Origin of the sequence: Erwinia phyllosphaerae, from assembly GCF_019132875.1 — a bacterium.
In the GTDB taxonomy this organism is placed as follows: Bacteria; Pseudomonadota; Gammaproteobacteria; order Enterobacterales; family Enterobacteriaceae; genus Erwinia; species Erwinia phyllosphaerae.
In genome coordinates, this window is the sequence record NZ_JAHSPF010000001.1 from 337242 (window position 1) to 356220 (window position 18979).

The 18979-nt window shown below is 52.2% G+C and carries 18 protein-coding genes and 2 tRNA genes; 9 read left to right on the forward strand and 11 right to left on the reverse strand.

All coding sequences use genetic code 11. From position 1 onward, the window contains the following. Nucleotides 1-2 precede the first annotated feature (2 nt). Complete coding sequence (locus KUE00_RS01470; protein WP_246757717.1) at nt 3-917, reverse strand: sugar ABC transporter substrate-binding protein; 915 nt, start codon at nt 915-917, stop codon at nt 3-5. 497 nt (nt 918-1414) lie between these two features. Between KUE00_RS01470 and KUE00_RS01475 the strand changes: the two genes are divergently transcribed. Both KUE00_RS01475 and KUE00_RS01480 read left to right on the forward strand, forming a co-directional pair. Beyond that, nucleotides 1415-1490 (forward strand) — tRNA-Asn (locus KUE00_RS01475). 270 nt (nt 1491-1760) lie between these two features. After that, nucleotides 1761-2399 carry a LysE family translocator gene (locus KUE00_RS01480; protein WP_246757718.1) on the forward strand — a complete coding sequence of 213 codons (639 nt, stop codon included), beginning with the start codon at nt 1761-1763 and terminating at the stop codon, nt 2397-2399. Here the strand turns inward: KUE00_RS01480 and KUE00_RS01485 are convergent. From KUE00_RS01485 to KUE00_RS01520, 8 genes are all read right to left on the reverse strand, one after another. Further along, nucleotides 2370-3188: an AraC family transcriptional regulator gene (locus tag KUE00_RS01485; RefSeq protein WP_246757719.1), complete on the reverse strand. Its 819-nt coding sequence runs from the start codon at nt 3186-3188 to the stop codon at nt 2370-2372. The two genes, KUE00_RS01480 and KUE00_RS01485, sit on opposite strands and share 30 nt — an antisense overlap. 163 nt (nt 3189-3351) lie before the next feature. Further along, nucleotides 3352-4143, reverse strand: coding sequence for a type I methionyl aminopeptidase (gene map / locus KUE00_RS01490; protein ID WP_246757720.1), 792 nt, complete (start codon nt 4141-4143; stop codon nt 3352-3354). Beyond that, nucleotides 4124-4342, reverse strand: a complete 219-nt coding sequence (locus KUE00_RS01495) for a ParD-like family protein (RefSeq protein ID WP_246757721.1) — start codon at nt 4340-4342, stop codon at nt 4124-4126. The genes map and KUE00_RS01495 overlap by 20 nt, the downstream gene beginning before the upstream one ends. Nucleotides 4343-4463: 121 nt before the next feature. Continuing rightward, complete coding sequence (locus KUE00_RS01500; protein WP_246757722.1) at nt 4464-5582, reverse strand: NAD(P)/FAD-dependent oxidoreductase; 1119 nt, start codon at nt 5580-5582, stop codon at nt 4464-4466. 32 nt (nt 5583-5614) lie between these two features. Next, nucleotides 5615-6688 (reverse strand): Gfo/Idh/MocA family protein, encoded by a 1074-nt coding sequence (locus tag KUE00_RS01505; RefSeq protein WP_246757723.1) that lies wholly within the window; start codon nt 6686-6688, stop codon nt 5615-5617. Continuing rightward, a complete protein-coding gene (locus KUE00_RS01510) occupies nt 6688-7434 on the reverse strand; it encodes an amino acid ABC transporter ATP-binding protein (protein ID WP_246757724.1) in 747 nt (248 codons plus the stop codon). The genes KUE00_RS01505 and KUE00_RS01510 overlap by 1 nt, the downstream gene beginning before the upstream one ends. A 1-nt stretch (nt 7435) precedes the next feature. After that, entirely contained in the window at nt 7436-8242 is an 807-nt protein-coding gene (locus KUE00_RS01515; RefSeq protein ID WP_246757725.1) for an amino acid ABC transporter permease, read from the reverse strand. A gap of 70 nt (nt 8243-8312) precedes the next feature. Continuing rightward, nucleotides 8313-9131 carry an ABC transporter substrate-binding protein gene (locus tag KUE00_RS01520; RefSeq protein ID WP_246757726.1) on the reverse strand — a complete coding sequence of 273 codons (819 nt, stop codon included), beginning with the start codon at nt 9129-9131 and terminating at the stop codon, nt 8313-8315. 195 nt (nt 9132-9326) lie between these two features. On the opposite strand from KUE00_RS01520, the gene KUE00_RS01525 reads away from it, so the two are divergent. Continuing rightward, entirely contained in the window at nt 9327-10391 is a 1065-nt protein-coding gene (locus tag KUE00_RS01525; protein WP_281434433.1) for a LacI family DNA-binding transcriptional regulator, read from the forward strand. 44 nt (nt 10392-10435) lie between these two features. On the opposite strand, the gene KUE00_RS01530 is transcribed toward KUE00_RS01525, so the two are convergent. Continuing rightward, entirely contained in the window at nt 10436-11398 is a 963-nt protein-coding gene (locus tag KUE00_RS01530; protein WP_343215869.1) for a LysR family transcriptional regulator, read from the reverse strand. Nucleotides 11399-11503: 105 nt separating this feature from the next. Between KUE00_RS01530 and KUE00_RS01535 the strand changes: the two genes are divergently transcribed. The 4 genes from KUE00_RS01535 (at nt 11504) to KUE00_RS01550 (ending at nt 16605) form a co-directional block, all read left to right on the forward strand. Next, entirely contained in the window at nt 11504-11911 is a 408-nt protein-coding gene (locus tag KUE00_RS01535) for a nuclear transport factor 2 family protein (protein WP_246757727.1), read from the forward strand. Nucleotides 11912-12474: 563 nt separating this feature from the next. Next, on the forward strand, nt 12475-13800 hold the full coding sequence (locus KUE00_RS01540; RefSeq protein WP_246757728.1) for a ferredoxin reductase domain-containing protein: 1326 nt from the start codon (nt 12475-12477) through the stop codon (nt 13798-13800). A gap of 499 nt (nt 13801-14299) precedes the next feature. Beyond that, entirely contained in the window at nt 14300-14557 is a 258-nt protein-coding gene (locus KUE00_RS01545) for a hypothetical protein (RefSeq protein ID WP_246757729.1), read from the forward strand. A 503-nt stretch (nt 14558-15060) separates the two neighbouring features. Further along, nucleotides 15061-16605: a methyl-accepting chemotaxis protein gene (locus KUE00_RS01550; protein WP_246757730.1), complete on the forward strand. Its 1545-nt coding sequence runs from the start codon at nt 15061-15063 to the stop codon at nt 16603-16605. 104 nt (nt 16606-16709) lie between these two features. Here KUE00_RS01550 and KUE00_RS01555 read toward each other — a convergent pair whose 3' ends face one another. Continuing rightward, entirely contained in the window at nt 16710-17726 is a 1017-nt protein-coding gene (locus KUE00_RS01555; protein WP_246757731.1) for a zinc-dependent alcohol dehydrogenase family protein, read from the reverse strand. Between the two features lie 116 nt (nt 17727-17842). Here KUE00_RS01555 and KUE00_RS01560 point away from each other — a divergent pair, with 116 nt between their 5' ends. Next, the gene (locus KUE00_RS01560) at nt 17843-18751 is read left to right on the forward strand and encodes an AraC family transcriptional regulator (protein WP_246757732.1); all 909 of its coding nucleotides are present in this window, start codon (nt 17843-17845) and stop codon (nt 18749-18751) included. A 144-nt stretch (nt 18752-18895) separates the two neighbouring features. After that, nucleotides 18896-18971, forward strand: a tRNA-Asn gene (locus KUE00_RS01565). The last annotated feature ends 8 nt before the right edge of the window (nt 18972-18979 follow it).

The window sequence follows — 18979 nt, forward strand, 5'->3', positions numbered from 1 at the left end:
GCTTATTTTTGATTCAGGCTGGTGAACTTCGCCATGTTTTCTTTGGTGATCAGCTGGAAAGGAATATCGACGTCTTTTTCAACGGTTTCGCCTTTTGCCAGCTTCACCGCCGTCTGTACGGCACCTTCACCCTGACCTTTTGCATCCTGGAAAACCGTGGCGACCATTTTGCCGTTTTTGATCATCTGTAGCGCATCTGGCGTCCCATCGACTCCGGCGACCAGCACATGGTTATCATTTTTGCCAAGCGCCTGTAGTGCGCCAATGGCCATTTCGTCATTATTAGAAGCGATAGCCTGAATATCATCGCCTGCGGTCAGCCAGTTACTGACAACGTCTACGGCGTCGTTGCGCATAAACTTTGCCGTCTGCTGCTGGGTAATTTTCAGGCCGGGATATTTAGCAACCACTTCTTTCACGCCTTTAGTACGTTCACGGGTTGACTCATTAGCTAAATCGCCAAGCAGAATGGCGACATTGCCTTTGTAATTCATGTCTTTTGCCAGCGCTTCCATTTGCAGTTTTCCTGCCAGCTCGGAGTTTGAGCCGACATAGGCCATTTTTCCGGTTAACTCTGCTGCGGGACGACGGTTAATAAAGATCAGCGGGATACCTGCTTTGCTGGCCTGCGCCATAATTGGCTTGACCGCGTTGGTGTCGACCGGGTTAACGATAATGGCGTCCACACCCTGGCCGATAAAGTTTTGTACCTGCTGAAGCTGCTGGGAAACGTCGTTTTTCGCGTCCTCTACCTGTCCTTTAACACCTTCTTTTTGCATCTCTTTTTGTACGGAGTTACGTACAATAGTCAGAAAATTGTCATCAAACAGCGCCATTGAGACCCCGATCTGAATATCTTTGGCCATACTGAAAAACGGCAGTAAAACTAACAGCGATACGATCATCTTCTTGTGCATGCTAAAGCCCTTCTGGCATTGGTGGCTGGGTTGGGCCTGAATGAAAGAAATTTTTTACATTCATTCAACTTCACCAGCGCGTTGATTAAAGTTCGGTAAAGGCAAAGCTATCGATAAAACGGACTGCCGTTGGTCTCTCCTTGTCATTAATTGCAATAAATCAATCAGTTAATTAATGATGCCTGTTTTTCCCTTTCGGACACCCGCCAGGCATGCTCGCTATCGGTTCGTTTGTTTCATATTTATTTTTTTGAAACTTTACATATAAAAGCATTGAAACAGGCGTTTTAAAAACACCAAATAACAAAATTTTGACATACCTCTAACATCGAGCGGCCATTCGCAGCAAAGTGGGATCTGGCGCAAGAGATTGAATTTTGCCCGAACGGGCGAAAAACAGAGCGGGCTGTTGATTTTGCAGACGAACGCACGGCAAAACGCGATTTCCTCTTTGACACTGCCGGGCGACCTCGCTACTATGCGCTGCATCAACCGATTCCTCTGTAGTTCAGTCGGTAGAACGGCGGACTGTTAATCCGTATGTCACTGGTTCGAGTCCAGTCAGAGGAGCCATATTTAGAGAAGCCCGCTTCAGGAAACTGAAGCGGGCTTTTTGCTTTCAAAGATATGATTTTGCATTAGCAAACGTCTTCCCCTGCGCAATTATTTCCAATACATATAAAGTGAGCGAGTGTTTAGTAAGCTTTTACGCCTGTCGCAGTCAACAATGCCGGGCCGGGGCCATGCTTCACCTTGCCGCCAGCGTGGGAAAGCCGATTTGCTAACCGCCTGGGCAGAACCTGAACATGCCTGGGCACGAGCAGCCAATTAAGGTTTTACTTTATGATGCAGTTTTCTAACGGCTTTTTACTCAGTCTTTCGCTGTGTCTTGATATTGGTATCGCTAATATCGCCATGATTACGCTGGCCATGCAGCGGGGCTATTTTCATGGTTTCTGGCTGGGGGTCGGCACCTGTGTAGGAGACTTAGCCTATGCGTTACTGGCGCTGGCGGGAATGACCGTGCTGCTGCAGTACGAAGCCGTCCGCTGGGTATTGTGGACTGGAGGGGGCGCCCTGCTTTTATGGTTCGCCGGGAAAATGCTGGTTGCCGCTTTCCGCAAAGCATCTGAACTGGATGTAAATAAAACGCATCAGTATCGTTCTCTGCTACGTGAGTTCAGGCGAGGAATAGTCCTGGCTCTGTCCTCCCCTACGGCTATTTTATGGTTTGCTACGGTCGGAGGCGCGCTCATTTCCCGCATGGGACAGCACAGCGTAACGGCCTCGGCCTGGTTTCTGAGCGGCTTCTTTATCGCCGGCGTATTCTGGACCTGTATTCTGTGTCTGGTGGGGAGTTTCGGCGGTAAGTTATTGGGTCACCGCCTGCTTAAATACTCTTACATTGCCTCGGCACTCATTTTTAGCTATTTCGCCATTTATGTTATCGCGTCAGGTTATCGGGAATTTATCACCTCCTGATCCCACCTGTGAAAAATAGTAATGGGGCGTGGTCCCCATTACCTTGCGGAAAGCATTAATAAAGTGGCTCTGATCGTAAAATCCTAAGGCTATGGCCGCGTCAAGAGGATGAACCTTCCTGCGTAATAAATTACGCGCCTGGTGCAGACGCAACTGCATATGGTACTGCAAGGGTGGCATGCCGGTATGCCGCGTAAAAAGACGAACGAAATGGTATTTGCTCAGCCCGGCAATTTGAGCAAGGCTTTCCAGCTGCGGCTTTACGTTACTATGCTCGCGCAAATATTCAATAACCCATTCTATTCTTTGTTCATCCTTTCCCTTCACAGAAACATCTTTTTCCAGTAATTCACCACAAAGCAGCATCAGCTCTTGCTCCTGACAGATGCCGTTATCCTGACGAGCCGAGTTTGCATAGCGGCACAGCACATTAAACAACCGTGGATTGTTAATGACGCCTTCATGCAATGCCGGTGCCTCACGATCGTCCCGCAAATTTTCTTTATTAACCAGCTTTTTTACCATAGCCTGCGGCAGGTGCACGCTAACAAATTCCACGCATTGGCTGTCGAAGCGCGATGCCTGGATCGTACCGGGATTATATAAGGTAACCTGGCCACTTTTGACGTAAGTCGTCTTTCCAGCTAGCCAGATCTCTTCTATCCCCGTCAGGTTTGCGCTAATAACATACTCATCATGTAAATGCCTGGGAAAGCCGGAATAACAGGCTTTTACCCTGGAGCATTCAATGCCATTTCGGCTGAACCATTCGGTAGATTCTAAGGTCAACGTGCTATGCCTTATGCGTTGGTTATGAATGGATATTTATCCTTCAAGGCGATTACTGAACGCCCGCTTATCTGCTTTTCTCGACTATCTGTGGGAAACCTTTCCTGAAGGAAACCGCAGGAGCTTGCCGGTTTTATTTCAGCCTGTTCTTCAGTGAAAGCCACTACAAGGCGATATGGCACGGTATGATTTCGTTTTTACGCAGGGTTAATACTTCAAAACCGTCAGCGGTCACTGCTACGGTATGTTCCCACTGAGCCGAAAGCTTTTTATCGCGCGTCACCACAGTCCAGCCATCTTTTTTCGTTTTTATTTTGCTGGCACCCTGATTTACCATCGGTTCGATGGTGAACACCATTCCTTCCTGTAATATTTCGCCCGTCCCTGGTCGTCCATAGTGCAACACCTGGGGTTCTTCATGCATTTCCTTACCGATACCGTGCCCACAATACTCCCTGACAACGGTATAGCCGCTACTTTCAACATGCGTCTGGATGGCGTGCCCGATATCGCCCAGCGTCGCACCCGGTTTTACTGCTCTAATGCCTGACCACATGGCTTCCCAGGTTTTCTTCACCAGACGGCGAGCTAACGGTGAGACATCCCCGATTAGATACATTTTGCTGGAATCAGCAATCAGACCCTCCTTTTCCAGGGTAATGTCTACGTTAACGATAGTACCGGATTTCAGGTATTCGCTAGCTTTAGGGATGCCGTGACAAACGACTTCATTGACTGAGGTGTTCAGTACGTAGGGATAATCATATTGTCCTTTGCTGGCCGGGCGAGCCTGCAACTGCTCGACAATAAATTGTTCTGCCCGGTTATTGATGTCCAGGGTGGTGACTCCCGGAGCAATAAACGTATCCAGCATTTCAAAGACGGAAGCGAGTAATGCTCCGGCATGACGCTGGCGAGCAAGTTCATCTGTGCTTTTAATGGGAATTGATGGCATCAATCACCTCCATTAAACGGTCAGAACCCGATTTCAACATCATTAGCTTGATCTGCTGATAATTAAGTTCGGGATAAAGCTCGCTCATCATACCCAGGCGGATCCAGTATTCAGCCTGTGCGTTAACTGAACGTGACATGGCCTTGCTGGCATCGCGGACGTCTTCATGCAGCAGGTCTGAGATTTTAACGATACCCATAAGCCTATACTCCGTTACGATTCATATATAAATCGTATATTTTCCATCGGCAAATGTCATGGGTTGATTACAATGATTATATCTACCCAGCGCCACAACCCTCGTGGCGCTGGAAAAACGTTTAGCTAAATCTTTCCGGCCGGAAGGTGGAGAGCATAGGATGCTTCGCACCCGTAAGCATTTCATCCGTAAGAAGTTCGCCAAGGATCAGCGCCAGCGTTGCGCCTGAATGGGTAAACGCCACAAAGCAGCCTGGTACGTTCTTTAGTTCCCCAACGACCGGTTCGCCATCGCCCGGAACAGGCTTCAGCCCAATTTTCCAGCTCTGTGCCGCCAGCGGTGAACCATCGCCAACCAGGCGCCCCGCTTCCACCATTAACTGACTGACCACCGCTTCATCGATGCTGTATCGACCGTCAGCATGCGCCACAATATCTTCTTCGTACCAGTCATGATCGACCGCCAGCGTATTGCCAGGATTAGGGCGAATCGCCGCGCGTGGCGTATTCATCACCACCTTCAAACCACGATCCTGTACCGTGCTGGTAACCAGCATAGAAACCGGAGAACCGTTAGCAATATGTACACCGAGCGGCGCGACAACCTCGGGTGTCCATGGGCCGCAGGCCACCAGCACTCGGTCTGCGATGAATTCACCGCGTTTCTCGCTGCGAACGCCAGCCGCACGTCCGGCGGTAACTATCACACTCGCTTTTCCCGCATGCTCAATCACTTCGCCACCCGCTGCTTTTAGCTCCTGAACAAGATGCTCGACCAGATGCGGCAGGCTGACCCAGCCCTCGCCCGGATTGGCAATAGCGACGCTGGCGAGCGCGGTTGCGTTTACCTTTGGATCGACATGACTGACTGTAGTCTGATCAACAAGGTGCGAGTCATAGCCAAGCGCTTTTTCATAAGCGTGCCGCGCTTTCGTCCCTGCTTCATCGTCAGCGGCCCAGCACAGCGCACCATCAAAACGCAGCCAGTCGAGATCGGGATGGCGGGCAAACAACGTGCGGTAACGGTCAATCCCTGCCATTCTCAGCGCATGATAAGGTTGTGAACGTTCGCCGGCCGAGTTAAGCCAGGAAAGCGAACGTCCCGATGCACCAGAACAAAGCTCCGCTTCCGTTACCAGCGTCACTCTGGCACCGGCTTTGGCCAGCTGCCATGCGGTTGACACGCCCAGCACCCCACCGCCCAACACGACAACGGTTTTAGCCACAGATTTTTCACTCATTATTTATTCCTTCTGTTAAAGAGTTACGCCGATCAGGCAATACGCACGCGGTTTTGCCGATGGAGTTGTTCGATAAGCTGCAGTACAGCCAGCGCCTCATCGGCCGTTACGGGAGGCGGAGCGCCGTGCAACAGCGCGCTGGCCAGCAATTGATAAAAGGCGGGATAGTCGCCGCGCTGTAGAGGAACGTCATGGGGCTCATCCACTGTGCCTGCCCGGGCAGACTGTTCAGATGGCGTAACGCCGTACCGACTGTCCGCTGGCGACATTCCTGCGGCAAGCTGCGGCTCCTGGTTATCCAGCCCGAAGCGGGTAAAAGCGCCCTTGCTGCCCAGCAGATGAAAGCGCGGCGCGTTTAATGCGGCCTGGCCATTCATCCATAGCCGCGATCGCACTCCGTTTTGATGTAGAAGTGAGACGAAGCAGTCTTCGTCACTGTCGGACTGCTTGCCCGAATGCCGCGCCAGCTCCGCGCTGGCTTCCTGCACCGGGCCAAATAGCTGTATGGCCTGATCGATCAGGTGGCTACCCAGATCCAGCAGCAGGCCGCCGCCCTGCGCAATCGTTACCTTGTCACGCCAGTTGCCAAAGCCTTCAGGTCGCCACCACTCAAAGCGGGATTCGAAACTTCTGACCGTGCCAAAGGCCTCTGCCTGCACCAGGCGCTGAAGCGTAAGGAAATCCCCATCCCAGCGGCGGTTATGAAACACCGTCAGCAAAGTATTGGCCTGGCGGGCTGCGCTAATCATCGCCTGAGCCGCTTCCACATCCGGGGCAAAAGGTTTATCTACTACCAGATGGATGCCGCGCTGGCTGGCCTGCAAAGCTTGCTCAAGATGCTGCGCGGGTGGCGTGGCCAGCACGATGAGATCTATTGCGATTTCACCGCTATCGATCAGCTGCAGCAGTGATGACCAGTCCGGCACAATTCGCGCCTGTGGGTAGAGATGCTGTGCCGATGCCACTCGCTGTTCGTCACGGCTGACAATCACCTCCAGCAGGTAATCTTTATTGTGTGAAATCAGCGGTGCATGAAAGACCTTTCCGGCAACGCCAAAACCCACCAGAGCCGTACGAACGGGGGCTGAAACCTTGCGATGTGCCATCAGAGCACCTCCGATAAAAAACGTTGTAAACGGGCTGACTGCGGGCGTTCAAACAGTTGCTCTGGCGTACCCGCTTCCACGATTTCACCTTCGTCCATAAACACCACCTGGTCGGCAACGCGCCGGGCAAATCCCATCTCATGCGTCACCACTACCATGGTCATGCCGCGCTGACTCAGCTCGGCCATCAGCGTCAGCACGCCTTTTACCAGTTCGGGATCGAGCGCAGAGGTCGCTTCATCAAACAGCATTACTTCCGGTTCCATCGCCAGCGCACGCGCAATGGCCACACGCTGCTGCTGGCCGCCGGAGAGATCGCGCGGACGATGATCGGCGCGCTGCGCTAATCCCACTTCGGCCAGACGCTGGCGGGCAATCTCCAGCGCTTCGGCTTTAGAACGGCCTTTTACTTTCCAGGGTGCCAGCGCCACGTTTTCAAGCGCGCTATGGTCGGGAAACAGATTAAAGTGCTGAAACACCATGCCGATGCGCAGCCGCAGCGCGTCGGGTTTGTCTTTCAACACCGAACGGCCTGCCAGCAATACATCGCCGCTTTTGGGTTCATGCAGCCGGTTGATACCGCGCAATAAGGTTGATTTGCCTGACCCGGAAGGACCGATGATGCAGGTGGTAGCGCCGGGAGCAATATTCAGCGATACATTGCGCAGTACTTCGATTGGGCCATACGCCAGCGTCAGGTTGCGCAGCTCAAGGCTTGCACCGTGAAACGTAGAGGAAGTTGCCATATCAGTGTCCTTGTTCGCTGGTCAGGGAGGCGGTGGGCGCAACGGCGCGTTTGACATCTACTTCATCAACTTCTTTCAAGCCGCTTTGCGGAGCCGTCGCGCGTCGACGACCGGTCCGGTAACGGATGTCGATGTAGTTCACCGCGTGCGTCAACGGCACGGTGATAACCAGATAAAACAGTCCGGCCAGCATCAGAGGCGACAGGTTGCCGCTAAGTACCGCCGCATCCTGGCCGACCCGGAACAGTTCGCGCTGACCGGTCATCAGCCCCAGCAAATAGACCAGCGAAGAGTCTTTAATAATGGCGATAAACTGGTTAACGATGGCGGGTAACACGCGGCGAATACCCTGCGGAATAATCACCAGCCGCATTGCCCGGTTATAACTCATGCCCAGCGCCCGACAGGCTTCCATCTGGCCTTGTTCGATGCTCTGAATACCTGAACGAAAGATTTCGCCCATGTATGCGCTGGCAATCAGGCTCAGGGCAAAGATGCCGAGCGGGTAAGGTGTGGGTCCAAACAGCTGGTAACTGAAACGCGCCAGGCCCTGACCGATCAGCAAAATGGTAAGGATGGAAGGCAGGCCGCGAAACAGATCGGTATAAAGCCGGGCGGGCACGCGCAGCCAGCGCGAAGGGGAAATCCCCATCAGCGCCAGGATAAGACCGAAAAAGGTCCCGAGCACCGTGGCCGCCACCGAGATAATAATCGTATTGACCAGCCCGGTTGCCAGCAGCTGCGGCAGTACATCCATCATCGCCGGGATATCAAAGAAGGTACGCGAAAGAATAGTTATCAGATCCATAGCCGATTCTCTGTTGCGGGTGATGGAGAGAAGCCATCACCGGATGCAGGCACACGCACAGCGCGCGGAATTAATGGTGCTGGGGCAGATACTGTTCAGGCATTGGCGAACCGGGGAACCACTTCTCGTAGAGCTGTTTCCAGGTCCCATCCTGCATGGCATCTTTGATGGCTTTATCCAGCGCGGCTTTAAAAGCGGGTTTGTTTTTGGCTATCGCCACCCCTGCTGGCGCATCAAAAGAAGGGATATTGGCGGCCGTCGTCAGCTTAAAGCGGCTGGCATAATCTTTGGCGGCTTCGTAATCCAGAAACATGGCATCAAGAGTGCCGTTGTTCAGCGCGGAGACGGCAGCGTTGTTATCAGGGAAGCGAACCAGATCCGTCTGTTTGAAGTGTTGCAGCGCATAGCTTTCCTGCAGCGTTCCCTGAATCACGCCCAGCCGTTTGTGGGCCAGCGTCTCGACGTTTTTCACGCCGGAATCGCTGCGGGTTAACACCGTCAGATAACCAGCCAGATAGCCCGTAGAGAAATCGACCGTCTTTTCGCGGGCGGGCGTAATGCCGATAGCCGAAACGCCAGCGTCGTACTGCCCGTTAGCCACGGCAGGAAGGATGGCGGAGAAATCCTGACCAACAAAATCGACCTGATCGATACCGATACGGTGGGCGACGTTTTTGAAGAACTCGACGTCAAAACCGGTAAAGTTGCCGCTTTTATCGGTGAAGGTATAAGGCTTTGCGTCTCCCAGGCTGGCCACACGCAGATGGCCCGGCTCAATTAAACCATAGGGATTGTTATCAGCCGCCTGAGCACTGAAGCTGGCTGAAAGGATGACCGCGGCGCCGAAGAACGCGGCGGTCAGATGGGTAAAACGGTTATGCGATGTCATAAGGCCCTTCCGTCTTTGCAGGTGAAACTTTAAAGTCCACCGAGCCGGTGAGTTATAATTGAGACCGGTCTCAATGGGAGTCAAAATGAAACCGGCGCTTGTTGTGAGACCGGTCTCAAGTGGATATACTCATATTAAGCACACGCTTTAAGCAGCGTCAATTTCGATGTTATCAACTTGTGATTCGAAATAATTATGACAACAAAAAATCAATTGCGAAGCCCGACGGTAGCCGATGTCGCGCAGCTGGCAGGCGTGTCAAAAGCCCAGGCTGCCAGAGCCTTAGGCAGATATGGTTCCGTCAGCGAAGAGGTGCAAACCCGCGTCACTCACGCTGCTGAAACGCTGGGATACCGGCCAAACGAGCTGGCACGCAGCATGAATACCGGGCGTTCTAATACCATTGGGGTAATCGTTGGCGATATCGAAAACCCCCACTTTGGTCTTGCCTTACGCGGTATGGCCGACGTCGCTCGCCAGGCAGGGTTTCATTTGCTTCTCAGTAACAGCGATGAAACCGTGGAGGAAGAACGGGAAGCCGTACGCGTGATGCTGGACAAGCGCGTTGACGGGATCATCGTTGCGCCCTGTAGTTCTCTGGCACGCGATAACGATCACCTGAAACAGGTGCTGGCGGAAGGACGCGCTCTGATGACCTTTGACCGTGCGGTCGAAGGGCTGGAGGTGGAAACTATTCAGGCAAATTTTCTGGCTGTAGCAAAAGACGCCACACGGCTATTGCTGAACGCCGGCCATCGGCGTATCGCTTATCTTTCCAGTATGCGTATTGCCACGCCCTATTCCCACTCGATGGCGTTAGGGCCAACGCCCGTCGCGCAACGTGTGAAAGGGATGATCGATGCACATCAGGCGGCGGGAATAACACTGGACCCGGCACTGGTGCGGCTTAATGCCATCAACGATGAGAATATCAAACAGATATTGACCGAGTTGCTTATGCTGCCCGAGCCGCCTACCGCGCTGATCGCCTCAGATAACCTTATCGCCATGGGTTTACTGCGCGAACTGGCAAAACGCGGTCTGCGGGTGCCCGAAGATATCTCGTTTGTGATGTATGATAATTTCCCCTGGACGGAACTGGTGGCCCCGCCGCTGACGGTAGTGGCTCAGCCGGTTTATGAGATGGGCCGGGAAGCCGCGCGCAGATTGATCTGCCATATCCGCCAGCAGCCTGCCGGCGCGTTACCGGAATTTGATAGCTGGCTGGTGGTGCGGGAATCGACGGGAGAAATGAGGTAGCCCGTACTGCTTTTTCGCAAGGCTGATTAACCGCAGGCACGGCGTTAAGTCACCAGGTAATCGCTAAAATGAGCGAGCATAAAGTCAACAAAGACGCGCACCTTTGGCGTCATTTTCCGGTTGCTGGGCCACACGATATGCAGCGTGCTGGCGTCGATTATGTCGTTAGCCAGCACGATGCTTAACCGCCCTTCTGCAACCGCGTCTTTGACAGCGAAGTCGGGCATACACGCGATACCGCGTCCGGCAAGCGCCATGTAAAGCAGCGCATCTACGCTGTTGCATATCACTGTTAACGGCAGCGAAAATCCCGTTGTAAAAGCAGTGGATTGCAGCGGCCATTGGTATGCTTTCCCGCCCGACGTCAAACGGTAGTGCAGGCACGTATGATCTAAAAGATCTTCCGGTTTTGCCGGGATCCCTTTCTCTTTCAAATACCCTGGTGCAGCTACCAGACATGTACGATAAGGCCCCAGCGGGCGAGATACCAGGCGCGAATCCCGGAGCAAACTCCCCCGAATTACCACATCAAATCCTTCATCGATCACATCGACGAGCCGGTCGGTAAAATCTAAATCCAGCTCTATCTCGGGATAGTGCGCCATAAATGCGGCGAGCACGGGTAGCGGTAGCCCTGCCGCCAGTGCCAGCCCCACCTTAAGTCGCCCGTGCGGGTGCTGTGTCATTGCGCTGAGTTCATCTTCCGCAGCCTGAATTTCCCCAAAAATTCGCCTGCACCTTTCGAAGAACATTTCACCTTCTGAAGTAAGATGGATGCTGCGCGTACTGCGCTGAAAGAGCCGCACGCCTGTACGCTCCTCCAGCCGGGAAATACTTTTACTGACGGCAGACGCAGACAGGCCAAGATTTCTGCCTGCTTCTGCAAAGCTCTGGGCCCGTGCAGCTTGCACAAAGACCTCCATCCCTCCCAGCGCACTGAAACTTTCCACCGCCTGCTCCCCAAAAGTTGCTATTAATGACAGTTTTGTCACTTCTGAAATGAACACTACCCCCGTTAATGCTGCCGGGTCAATGGCGTTAGGATGAACGTGAAAGGTGCGTTGGCCCTTGCCAGCCAGCGGTTGAAATCAATTAATAAGAAGGACTATGCCATGATCGTTACAGCACATCTTGATGCCTGGCTTGCCGCCCTGGGCAAGCGTCACGTTGAAGGCGCTATGGCCCAAATGGCGGATAACGTCACGTTCCGCAGCCCAATCATTCCTGTTCCCTTCGAAGGGAAGGAACAGGTTAGCAAGGTTCTTGCCCAGCTGCTGGACACTATAGAAGCCTTTGATTTACAGCTGCTGTTGCGCAACGAGGCGGATTTTGTCGCCATTTTTACTATCAGGTTTGGCGATCACACCATTGACGGTATGGATCGCCTACATTTAAACGATGCGGGTCTTATCGACGCTATAACTATGGCATGGCGGCCGCTTGCAGCCGTTGTCGCAGTTCAGCAAAGTATTGCGCCTAAACTGGGCGGCAAGCCAATGAAGCTGGTGCCCCTGGAGTAAAGATTTTTAAACCCAGGCCGCGATGTTTGCAAGCGCGTGGCCTTATTTCACCCTTCTGCCAGGATATTTTATGATCGGGCAAAGTTGACATACCCGTGATTCTTTTTTCCCTGTTCATCCGGCACAGCTATTTTGTTGTTATCACGACAGGGCCAAAGTTTATTTTTCATCATTGCTTATTGCAGCACTTTTTACTTCCCAGCTTTAATTTGCGCTTTCCGACATAGCGTTATGCTTAAATAAAATTTTTATCCGATATTAAAATATTTTTATCAGCCGGCTGCACATTGCTTATGAACAGCCGGTGAGCTTCTTTATACAGAGTATTCTTAGCAACCAGCTACTGTTGACGGCGACGGCTATACGCTGCTGCGCATAAAGCGGATGTAGCATTTTCTACTGATGGATTATGGCTAAGGCTGGCCCTAAGTTTTTCGCCAGCCGTGCATTTTAGATTATTCTCAAATCCTGTTTATCTGTTTACCCCCTATATTACCCGCGTTTGTCAGGGCGTTATCCAAAATTCAGAGCGTCCTGTCCTTCCATTCCTGTGGGGTAATTTTTTGAAAGAGTCACGAACGATCGCTGTCTGGCCAGGCAACAGTCGAACTATTTTCTGGTTGAAGCGCAGCAAGCTATATCCATTAAGCCATTATCAGCGCCTGTTTATTCTGATGATGTCTATTAATCTTCTGTGGCTTTATTATGCCCTGACGATCGGCAACTGGTGGCAACCTCAGCAGTTAAATCTGGCTGCAATGGCGCATATGGCGCTGGGTAATTTATTAGCTTCCGTGCTTATTCGTCAGCAGTATTTAATTAACCTGCTGTTTCGCCTCGTCTGGAAAACCCCAAAAAGCTGGCCGCTGAGGGTGCGACGTCACGTGGCAAAAGTCTATCACTTTGGCGGAATACATTCAGGTTGTGCATTATTTGCCACAGTATGGACGCTGCTATTTACTGCCGGCGTTTGCTGGAACTATATGCACCATTTGCCAGGTGTTTCCCTGCGGCTGGTCATGCTCAACCTTATGCTGGGGCTGTTGCTGGCGTTAATCTGCCTGATGGCTCTGCCAAAAATGCGGGCGCGTTATCATAACCAGTTTGAACACGTTCATCGCTACGTTGGCTGGCTGGCCCTGTTTCTTTCATGGGCCCAGGTGAGCTGTTTTGCCCGTGATACGCAACATCCCGTCTGTCTGCTGCCCGCTTTCTGGGGGCTGCTCACCATCACCATCAGTGTGCTGTTGCCGTGGTTCCATCTGCGCCGCATACCGGTGACCTTTACCCGCCCTTCAGAGCATGCGGTACTGCTGCGTTTCCACTTGCCGCGCGATCCCTTTACCGGCTCGTCGCTGACTATTAGCCGTCATCCGCTAAGTGAATGGCACCCGTTTGCTAACATCCCGGTGCTGGAGGGGCCTGGCTGTCGGATGCTGGTCTCACGGGCAGGCGACTGGACCAGTTCGTTCATTGATAATCCGCCAACCCATGTCTGGTTTCGCGGCATTCCCACGCCTGGCGTTGGCAGTGTGCATCAGCTGTTTCATTCGGTGGTGTTTGTCGCCACGGGCAGCGGGATTGGCCCTCTGTTACCCCACCTGGTGGCTAACCAGGCGCGCCACTGCCTGATATGGTCAACGCGCAATCCCCGCCTTACCTACGGCGATGCTTTTGTTGACGAGGTGCTGGCCGTGGTACCGGACGTCATTATCTGGGACACCGATGCGAAAGGAAAACCCGATCTGCTGGAGCTTGCCTGGCAGGAAGCAGAACGGATAGAGGCGGAAGCGGTGGTATGCATTGCAAACCGCAAGCTCACTGACTATGTGGTGGACGGATGTGAGGCACGTGGCCGCGCGGCGTACGGAGCCATCTGGGACTCATAGAAAGTAAAACTGATAGGCATTAGTGCCGCAATAAACCACTGCCGGACAATATTGAACGGTTAAGTGAAGTGCCCGGCTGAATGGTTTGGCTGATATATGACAGTAAGCCCCACTATTTTTGAAGGGGCTTATTGGGCCACTTTAGTTAAAAAAAATGGATAATTTATCAGCAACATTATCCTCCATCATGATATTTACTTCATACGGACAGGTTAATGACTCTGGGGGATACCGGCATACGATTGATTGCGCAAAGAGCATTATTCTTTTGATGAGTTACCTGCTTGCCTGCCTTGAGATTGTGAAAGCGCTCATTGCGTCTTTAAAGATACCCGAGCTCTCAATATAATTATCTATTACCGGAATATTAAAGAGGCAAAGGATTACACTTGAGAAACAGCAACGATATTGATAGAGATCAAAAAATAACCAGAAATTTAATTATGTGATATTAATCACAATGGAAGGGGTAAATTTAGTTAATATGTCTCGCAAGGACATGCAAACAAAAAAAGATATTATGAAAACCCTGAATTCCAATGAAATAAACATGATATCCGGTGCAGGATTGCAAAACTATAATATGAACGACATGTCCAGGGAGTTTATTAAGGATGCTATAAGCGGTGGTTTATCAGGGGCAACCGCCGGGAGCGTTGCTGTTCCGGGAACAGGCTTTGTCCCCGGATGGTTAGCAGGCGCACCTGGGGCGGGAAGTCTTAATGGCATCTTATATGGAGGCACTTGTTGGTGGTAACTCCTCGTGTAATGAGGATAATAATAGCCTCTGTATTATTATCTGTAGTAATGGCTGCCATGGCTTACTGTTCTAACACGACATATCAATATCAAAAAGCCGCCATTGCATCATCATCCGGAATAGTGTTTTTTTGGTTTTTCTATAAATTTAAAAAGTAGATATTAGCGCTCTTATCTCAGAGCGCTAATACTGTATTAAAGGCCCGATAGTGGCCCCTGATAATTTTTCCGTCAACCTGCCAGGCGCGACGCTTTATCATCTGCCCAATGTTAATACACCATTAGTTTCCGGGTATGCAGTATGGCTTTACGGCGAGATTATCCCCAGGGAGCATAACCAGCAGGCTGATGGTGAGGCTGAGGCAAAGGAATTACCATCCGAAACACCTTTTTGTCCCATTCCCCCTCCTCAGTCCGCCCAAAATTAGTCCAGCTTACACTCAAATATTTCTTCACTTTGCCGATAGTAAACACACTCATTAGTTACCCTGGTAAATTATCGTGAAAATATCAATGCGTATTGTTATCGGCTACGGCCTCATGGTGCTGCTGCTGGCCGTGTGTGCTGGCGTAGCTGTTAATGCTCTGAACCATGCCAGGGATAGCATGAATGATGTGGCAAACATCAAAATGAAGAAGTATAAGCTGGCGCTTGATATGCGGGGCAGCGTACGCGATCTCTCCATCGCGGTGCGTAACCTGGCGCTGCTAACCGATCCAAAACAGATGCAGCCTGAGTGGGAACGCGTTCAAACCCAGAAGAATTTGTTTATCAAAAATCGGGAAGCGCTGGCCCAGCTAATGAAAATTGATTCTACCCCGGCGGGACGTGAAGCTTTCAAAGCCATTATCGAGAGAGAAGGCCCCGCTATGGCCGACTTTGAAAAAGCAGGCCAGCTTGGTCTTCAGAACCGACAGGCTGAAGTGGTTCCTTTTCTGATGAATGTCTCTCGTCCAACGCAACGGGCATTGCAGGCTGCGCTTAACGATATGACGGATGTGCAGGTGCACAATGTCCAGAATGCCGTAGAAAAAAGCAGTGAGGAGAGCCGTCGGACCAGCTTTTTGCTGGTTGTTCTGGTTTTCTTATCGCTGCTGATTGCCGCAGGGACCGGTTTTATGACCTTACGAATTTTAATGCGTCAGTTAGGCGGCGAGCCGGTGCAGGCGCAGGAGCTGGCGGCAGCGATTGCTGGCGGCGATCTTACCTCTCAGGTAGCGCTCCGTCCGGGAGACACCACCAGCATGCTGGCGTCACTGGCCCGGATGCAAAGTCACCTCTGTGAGCTGGTATCAAAAATTAAAGATGCTTCAACTTCAGTTGCGCTGGCCTCCGATGAAATTGCCCGAGGCAATACGGAGTTGTCGTCCCGTACCGAGCAGCAGGCATCTGCCCTGCAGGAAACCGCTGCAAGTATGGAAGAGTTAACCGCCACGGTGAAAAGCAACACTGCGGGTGCCACCTTTACGGCCAGCTCGGCCCGTGAGACGGCTGCACTGGTCCGTGACGGTGAAAAAAATGTTCGTCAAATGACCAAAACGATGGCTGACATCTCTTCCAGCGCGACCAGGATAAAAGATATTACCGGCACGATTGAGGGCATCGCTTTCCAGACTAATATCCTGGCGCTGAACGCAGCCGTTGAAGCTGCACGGGCCGGAGAACAAGGCCGAGGATTCGCCGTAGTAGCCAGTGAAGTTCGTACGCTGGCACAGCGCAGCGCCACGGCCGCACGGGATATTAAAGTCCTGATTGAAAACGCGGTTTCTCAAATTAACGCGGGTGTCGCGGTAGCCGACGGTACGGCGGAAAACATCATGAGCGTAACCGGCAAGGTCAGCGAGCTGGCTGCAGCGATGGATGAAATTGCTCTGGCCTCAAATGAGCAGATGCAGGGCATTTCCCAGATAAGCGTGGCAGTCGGCCAAATGGATGGGGTAACCCAGAGTAACGCCGCGCTGGTGGAAGAATCTACTACCGCCTCGCAATCCCTGGCAGAGCAGGTACATGCTTTAGGGGGAATGGTAAATACCTTCCGCGTTTAAGGGAATATCAGTTTATTTTGATTTTCCCGCTTGCTGGTTAAACAGGGTCGGGCCACAACCCATCGTGGCCCAAACCGATTATGATGACCAGATGCTCCGGGCAGCTATTCGTTAACCGTAATCACTACCTTACCCACATGCTGACGGCTGTCGAAATATCGCCAGGCTTCCTCCGTTTGCTCAAAGCTGAACACCTGGCCAACTACGGGCCGCAGCTTGCTGAAATTTAATGCGCGGTTCATGGCAATAAAATCTGCGCGGCTGCCGACGCTAAAAGGCCTGACGGTCACGCTGCTTTTGAGCAACGACATAAAATCAATGGGTGCATTGCCATCGGCAACAAATCCTATCAGTGCAATTTCTCCGCCCGGCGCAGTGGAAAGCAACGACTGTTGCAGCGTACCCGGCCCGCCAACTTCGACAACTCGTGAGACGCCTTCGCCGTCAGTCAGTTCACGTACTTTGCCCGACCATTCAGGATACTGGCGGTAGTTAATGATGTGATCCGCGCCCAACGTGGTTAGCAACTGCGCTTTTTCATCATTTGACGTCAGCGCAATAACCCGCGCCCCGCTCAACTTAGCAAACTGCACCGCATACAGCGCTACCCCGCCGGTGCCCAGTGTCAGTACCGTTTCGCCCGGCCTTATCGGTCTGGACTGTTGCAGGCTGTTCCACGCCGTCACGCCCGCACAAGGCAAGGTTGCCGCCTCTTCCCAGCTTAAATAATCAGGAATGGCGACCAGCCCCTCCTGGTTGACCACTTTATACTGGGTTAGCCAGCCATCGGCCTGCGTGCCGTATGCGCCACGTCCGGCGGCACTATTTTGCGCACCGCCAAACCAGTAAGGGAAAAAGCTTCCCGCTACCCTGTCACCGACGGCAAACAGGCTTACCGCTTCGCCGGTCGCGACCACTTCGCCCGCGCCATCAGATATGGGGATCAATCCTTCTTTGGGCGAAAGCGTACCGGTACCGTACAGGATCGCCAAATCCCGGTAATTGAGGCTACAGGCACGAACCTTGATTAAAACCTCATCTGCTCCAGGGACAGGCTGCGGCTCCTCGACCCGTTTTAAGCCATCAAGGCTGCCGAAATGCTCAAGACGATAGCTTTGCATAATGATTTCTCTTTCGGTTAGTGAAGATGCCCTTTTAACCTAATCTTTTTCAGCTGGACTCTGAATGACTAAAAAGATATTTATACTGACTTATCGTCCATTCTGAAGAGTTTGCTATGGATCTGCTCGACGATGTTTTTGCCGCCATGCGTTTGCAAAGCGCGCTCTATTCCCGCCTTTTACCGCGCGCGCCGTGGGGCGTCAGCTTTGTTGAGAGTTCTGCTATCCGCTTTGGTTTTATCATTTCGGGAGAGGGCTGGCTGATAACGGAGGGACAACAGCCTGTCAAACTGCAGCAAGGTGATTGTTTTCTGGTGCAGCCCAATACTCTTTTTTCTCTGGTAGACCACCACGCCAGCCCAACACGTCGATGTGAAGAGGTATTTGCCGAACGTCCGGGAAAAAAACTGCATTTTGGTGGCCAGGGAGAAGCGGCTGATATTCTTTGCGGTTATTTTACTTTTGATAGCGCAGGCGCAGAACCGCTATTGTCACTCTTACCCCCTGTAGCCGTCATCCCTGCCGATGCTACCCGCTCGCCGCTGCTGGAGGCAGCGTTAAAATTATTGGCTATCGAAACCGAGGGGCAGCATATGGGCTCGCGTATTGTAGTGAGCCGCCTGGCCGATGTGGTTTTTGTGCAGGCAATTCGCGCGCATTGCTTGCGTGAGCAAACGCAACAAGGTTGGATTGCCGCGCTGACCGATGCCAGACTTGGCAGCGTGATGAAACGCCTTCATCAGGACATTGCTAAACCGTGGAATTTGCAAACGCTGGCCAACGAAGCGGGCATGTCACGTTCATCCTTTGCCCTTCACTTTAAGGCTGTTACGGGTGAAACGCCCGGCGCTTATCTGACCCACTGGCGCATGTTCCGCACACGCTGTTTACTACGCGATCCCCGGTTAACGCTTGCCGCCATCGCTGAGCGCGTCGGTTACGATTCCGCCATCACGCTGGGACGGGCATTCAAACGTTTTGCTGGCGTAACGCCAGGCGAATATCGGCAACAAACGGGCCAGTAATGAGGTCAGTAGCAACGCAGTGACAGGCTCCTGACAGCTGGCGCAACCGGCAGCGATCACATTTCAGCCAGTTGCACTGAAAATTTGCATTACCCCTTTGACAGCCAGAGTCGACCTCGTTATTATGCGCCCCGTTCAAACGATTCCTCTGTAGTTCAGTCGGTAGAACGGCGGACTGTTAATCCGTATGTCACTGGTTCAAGTCCAGTCAGAGGAGCCATATTCAGA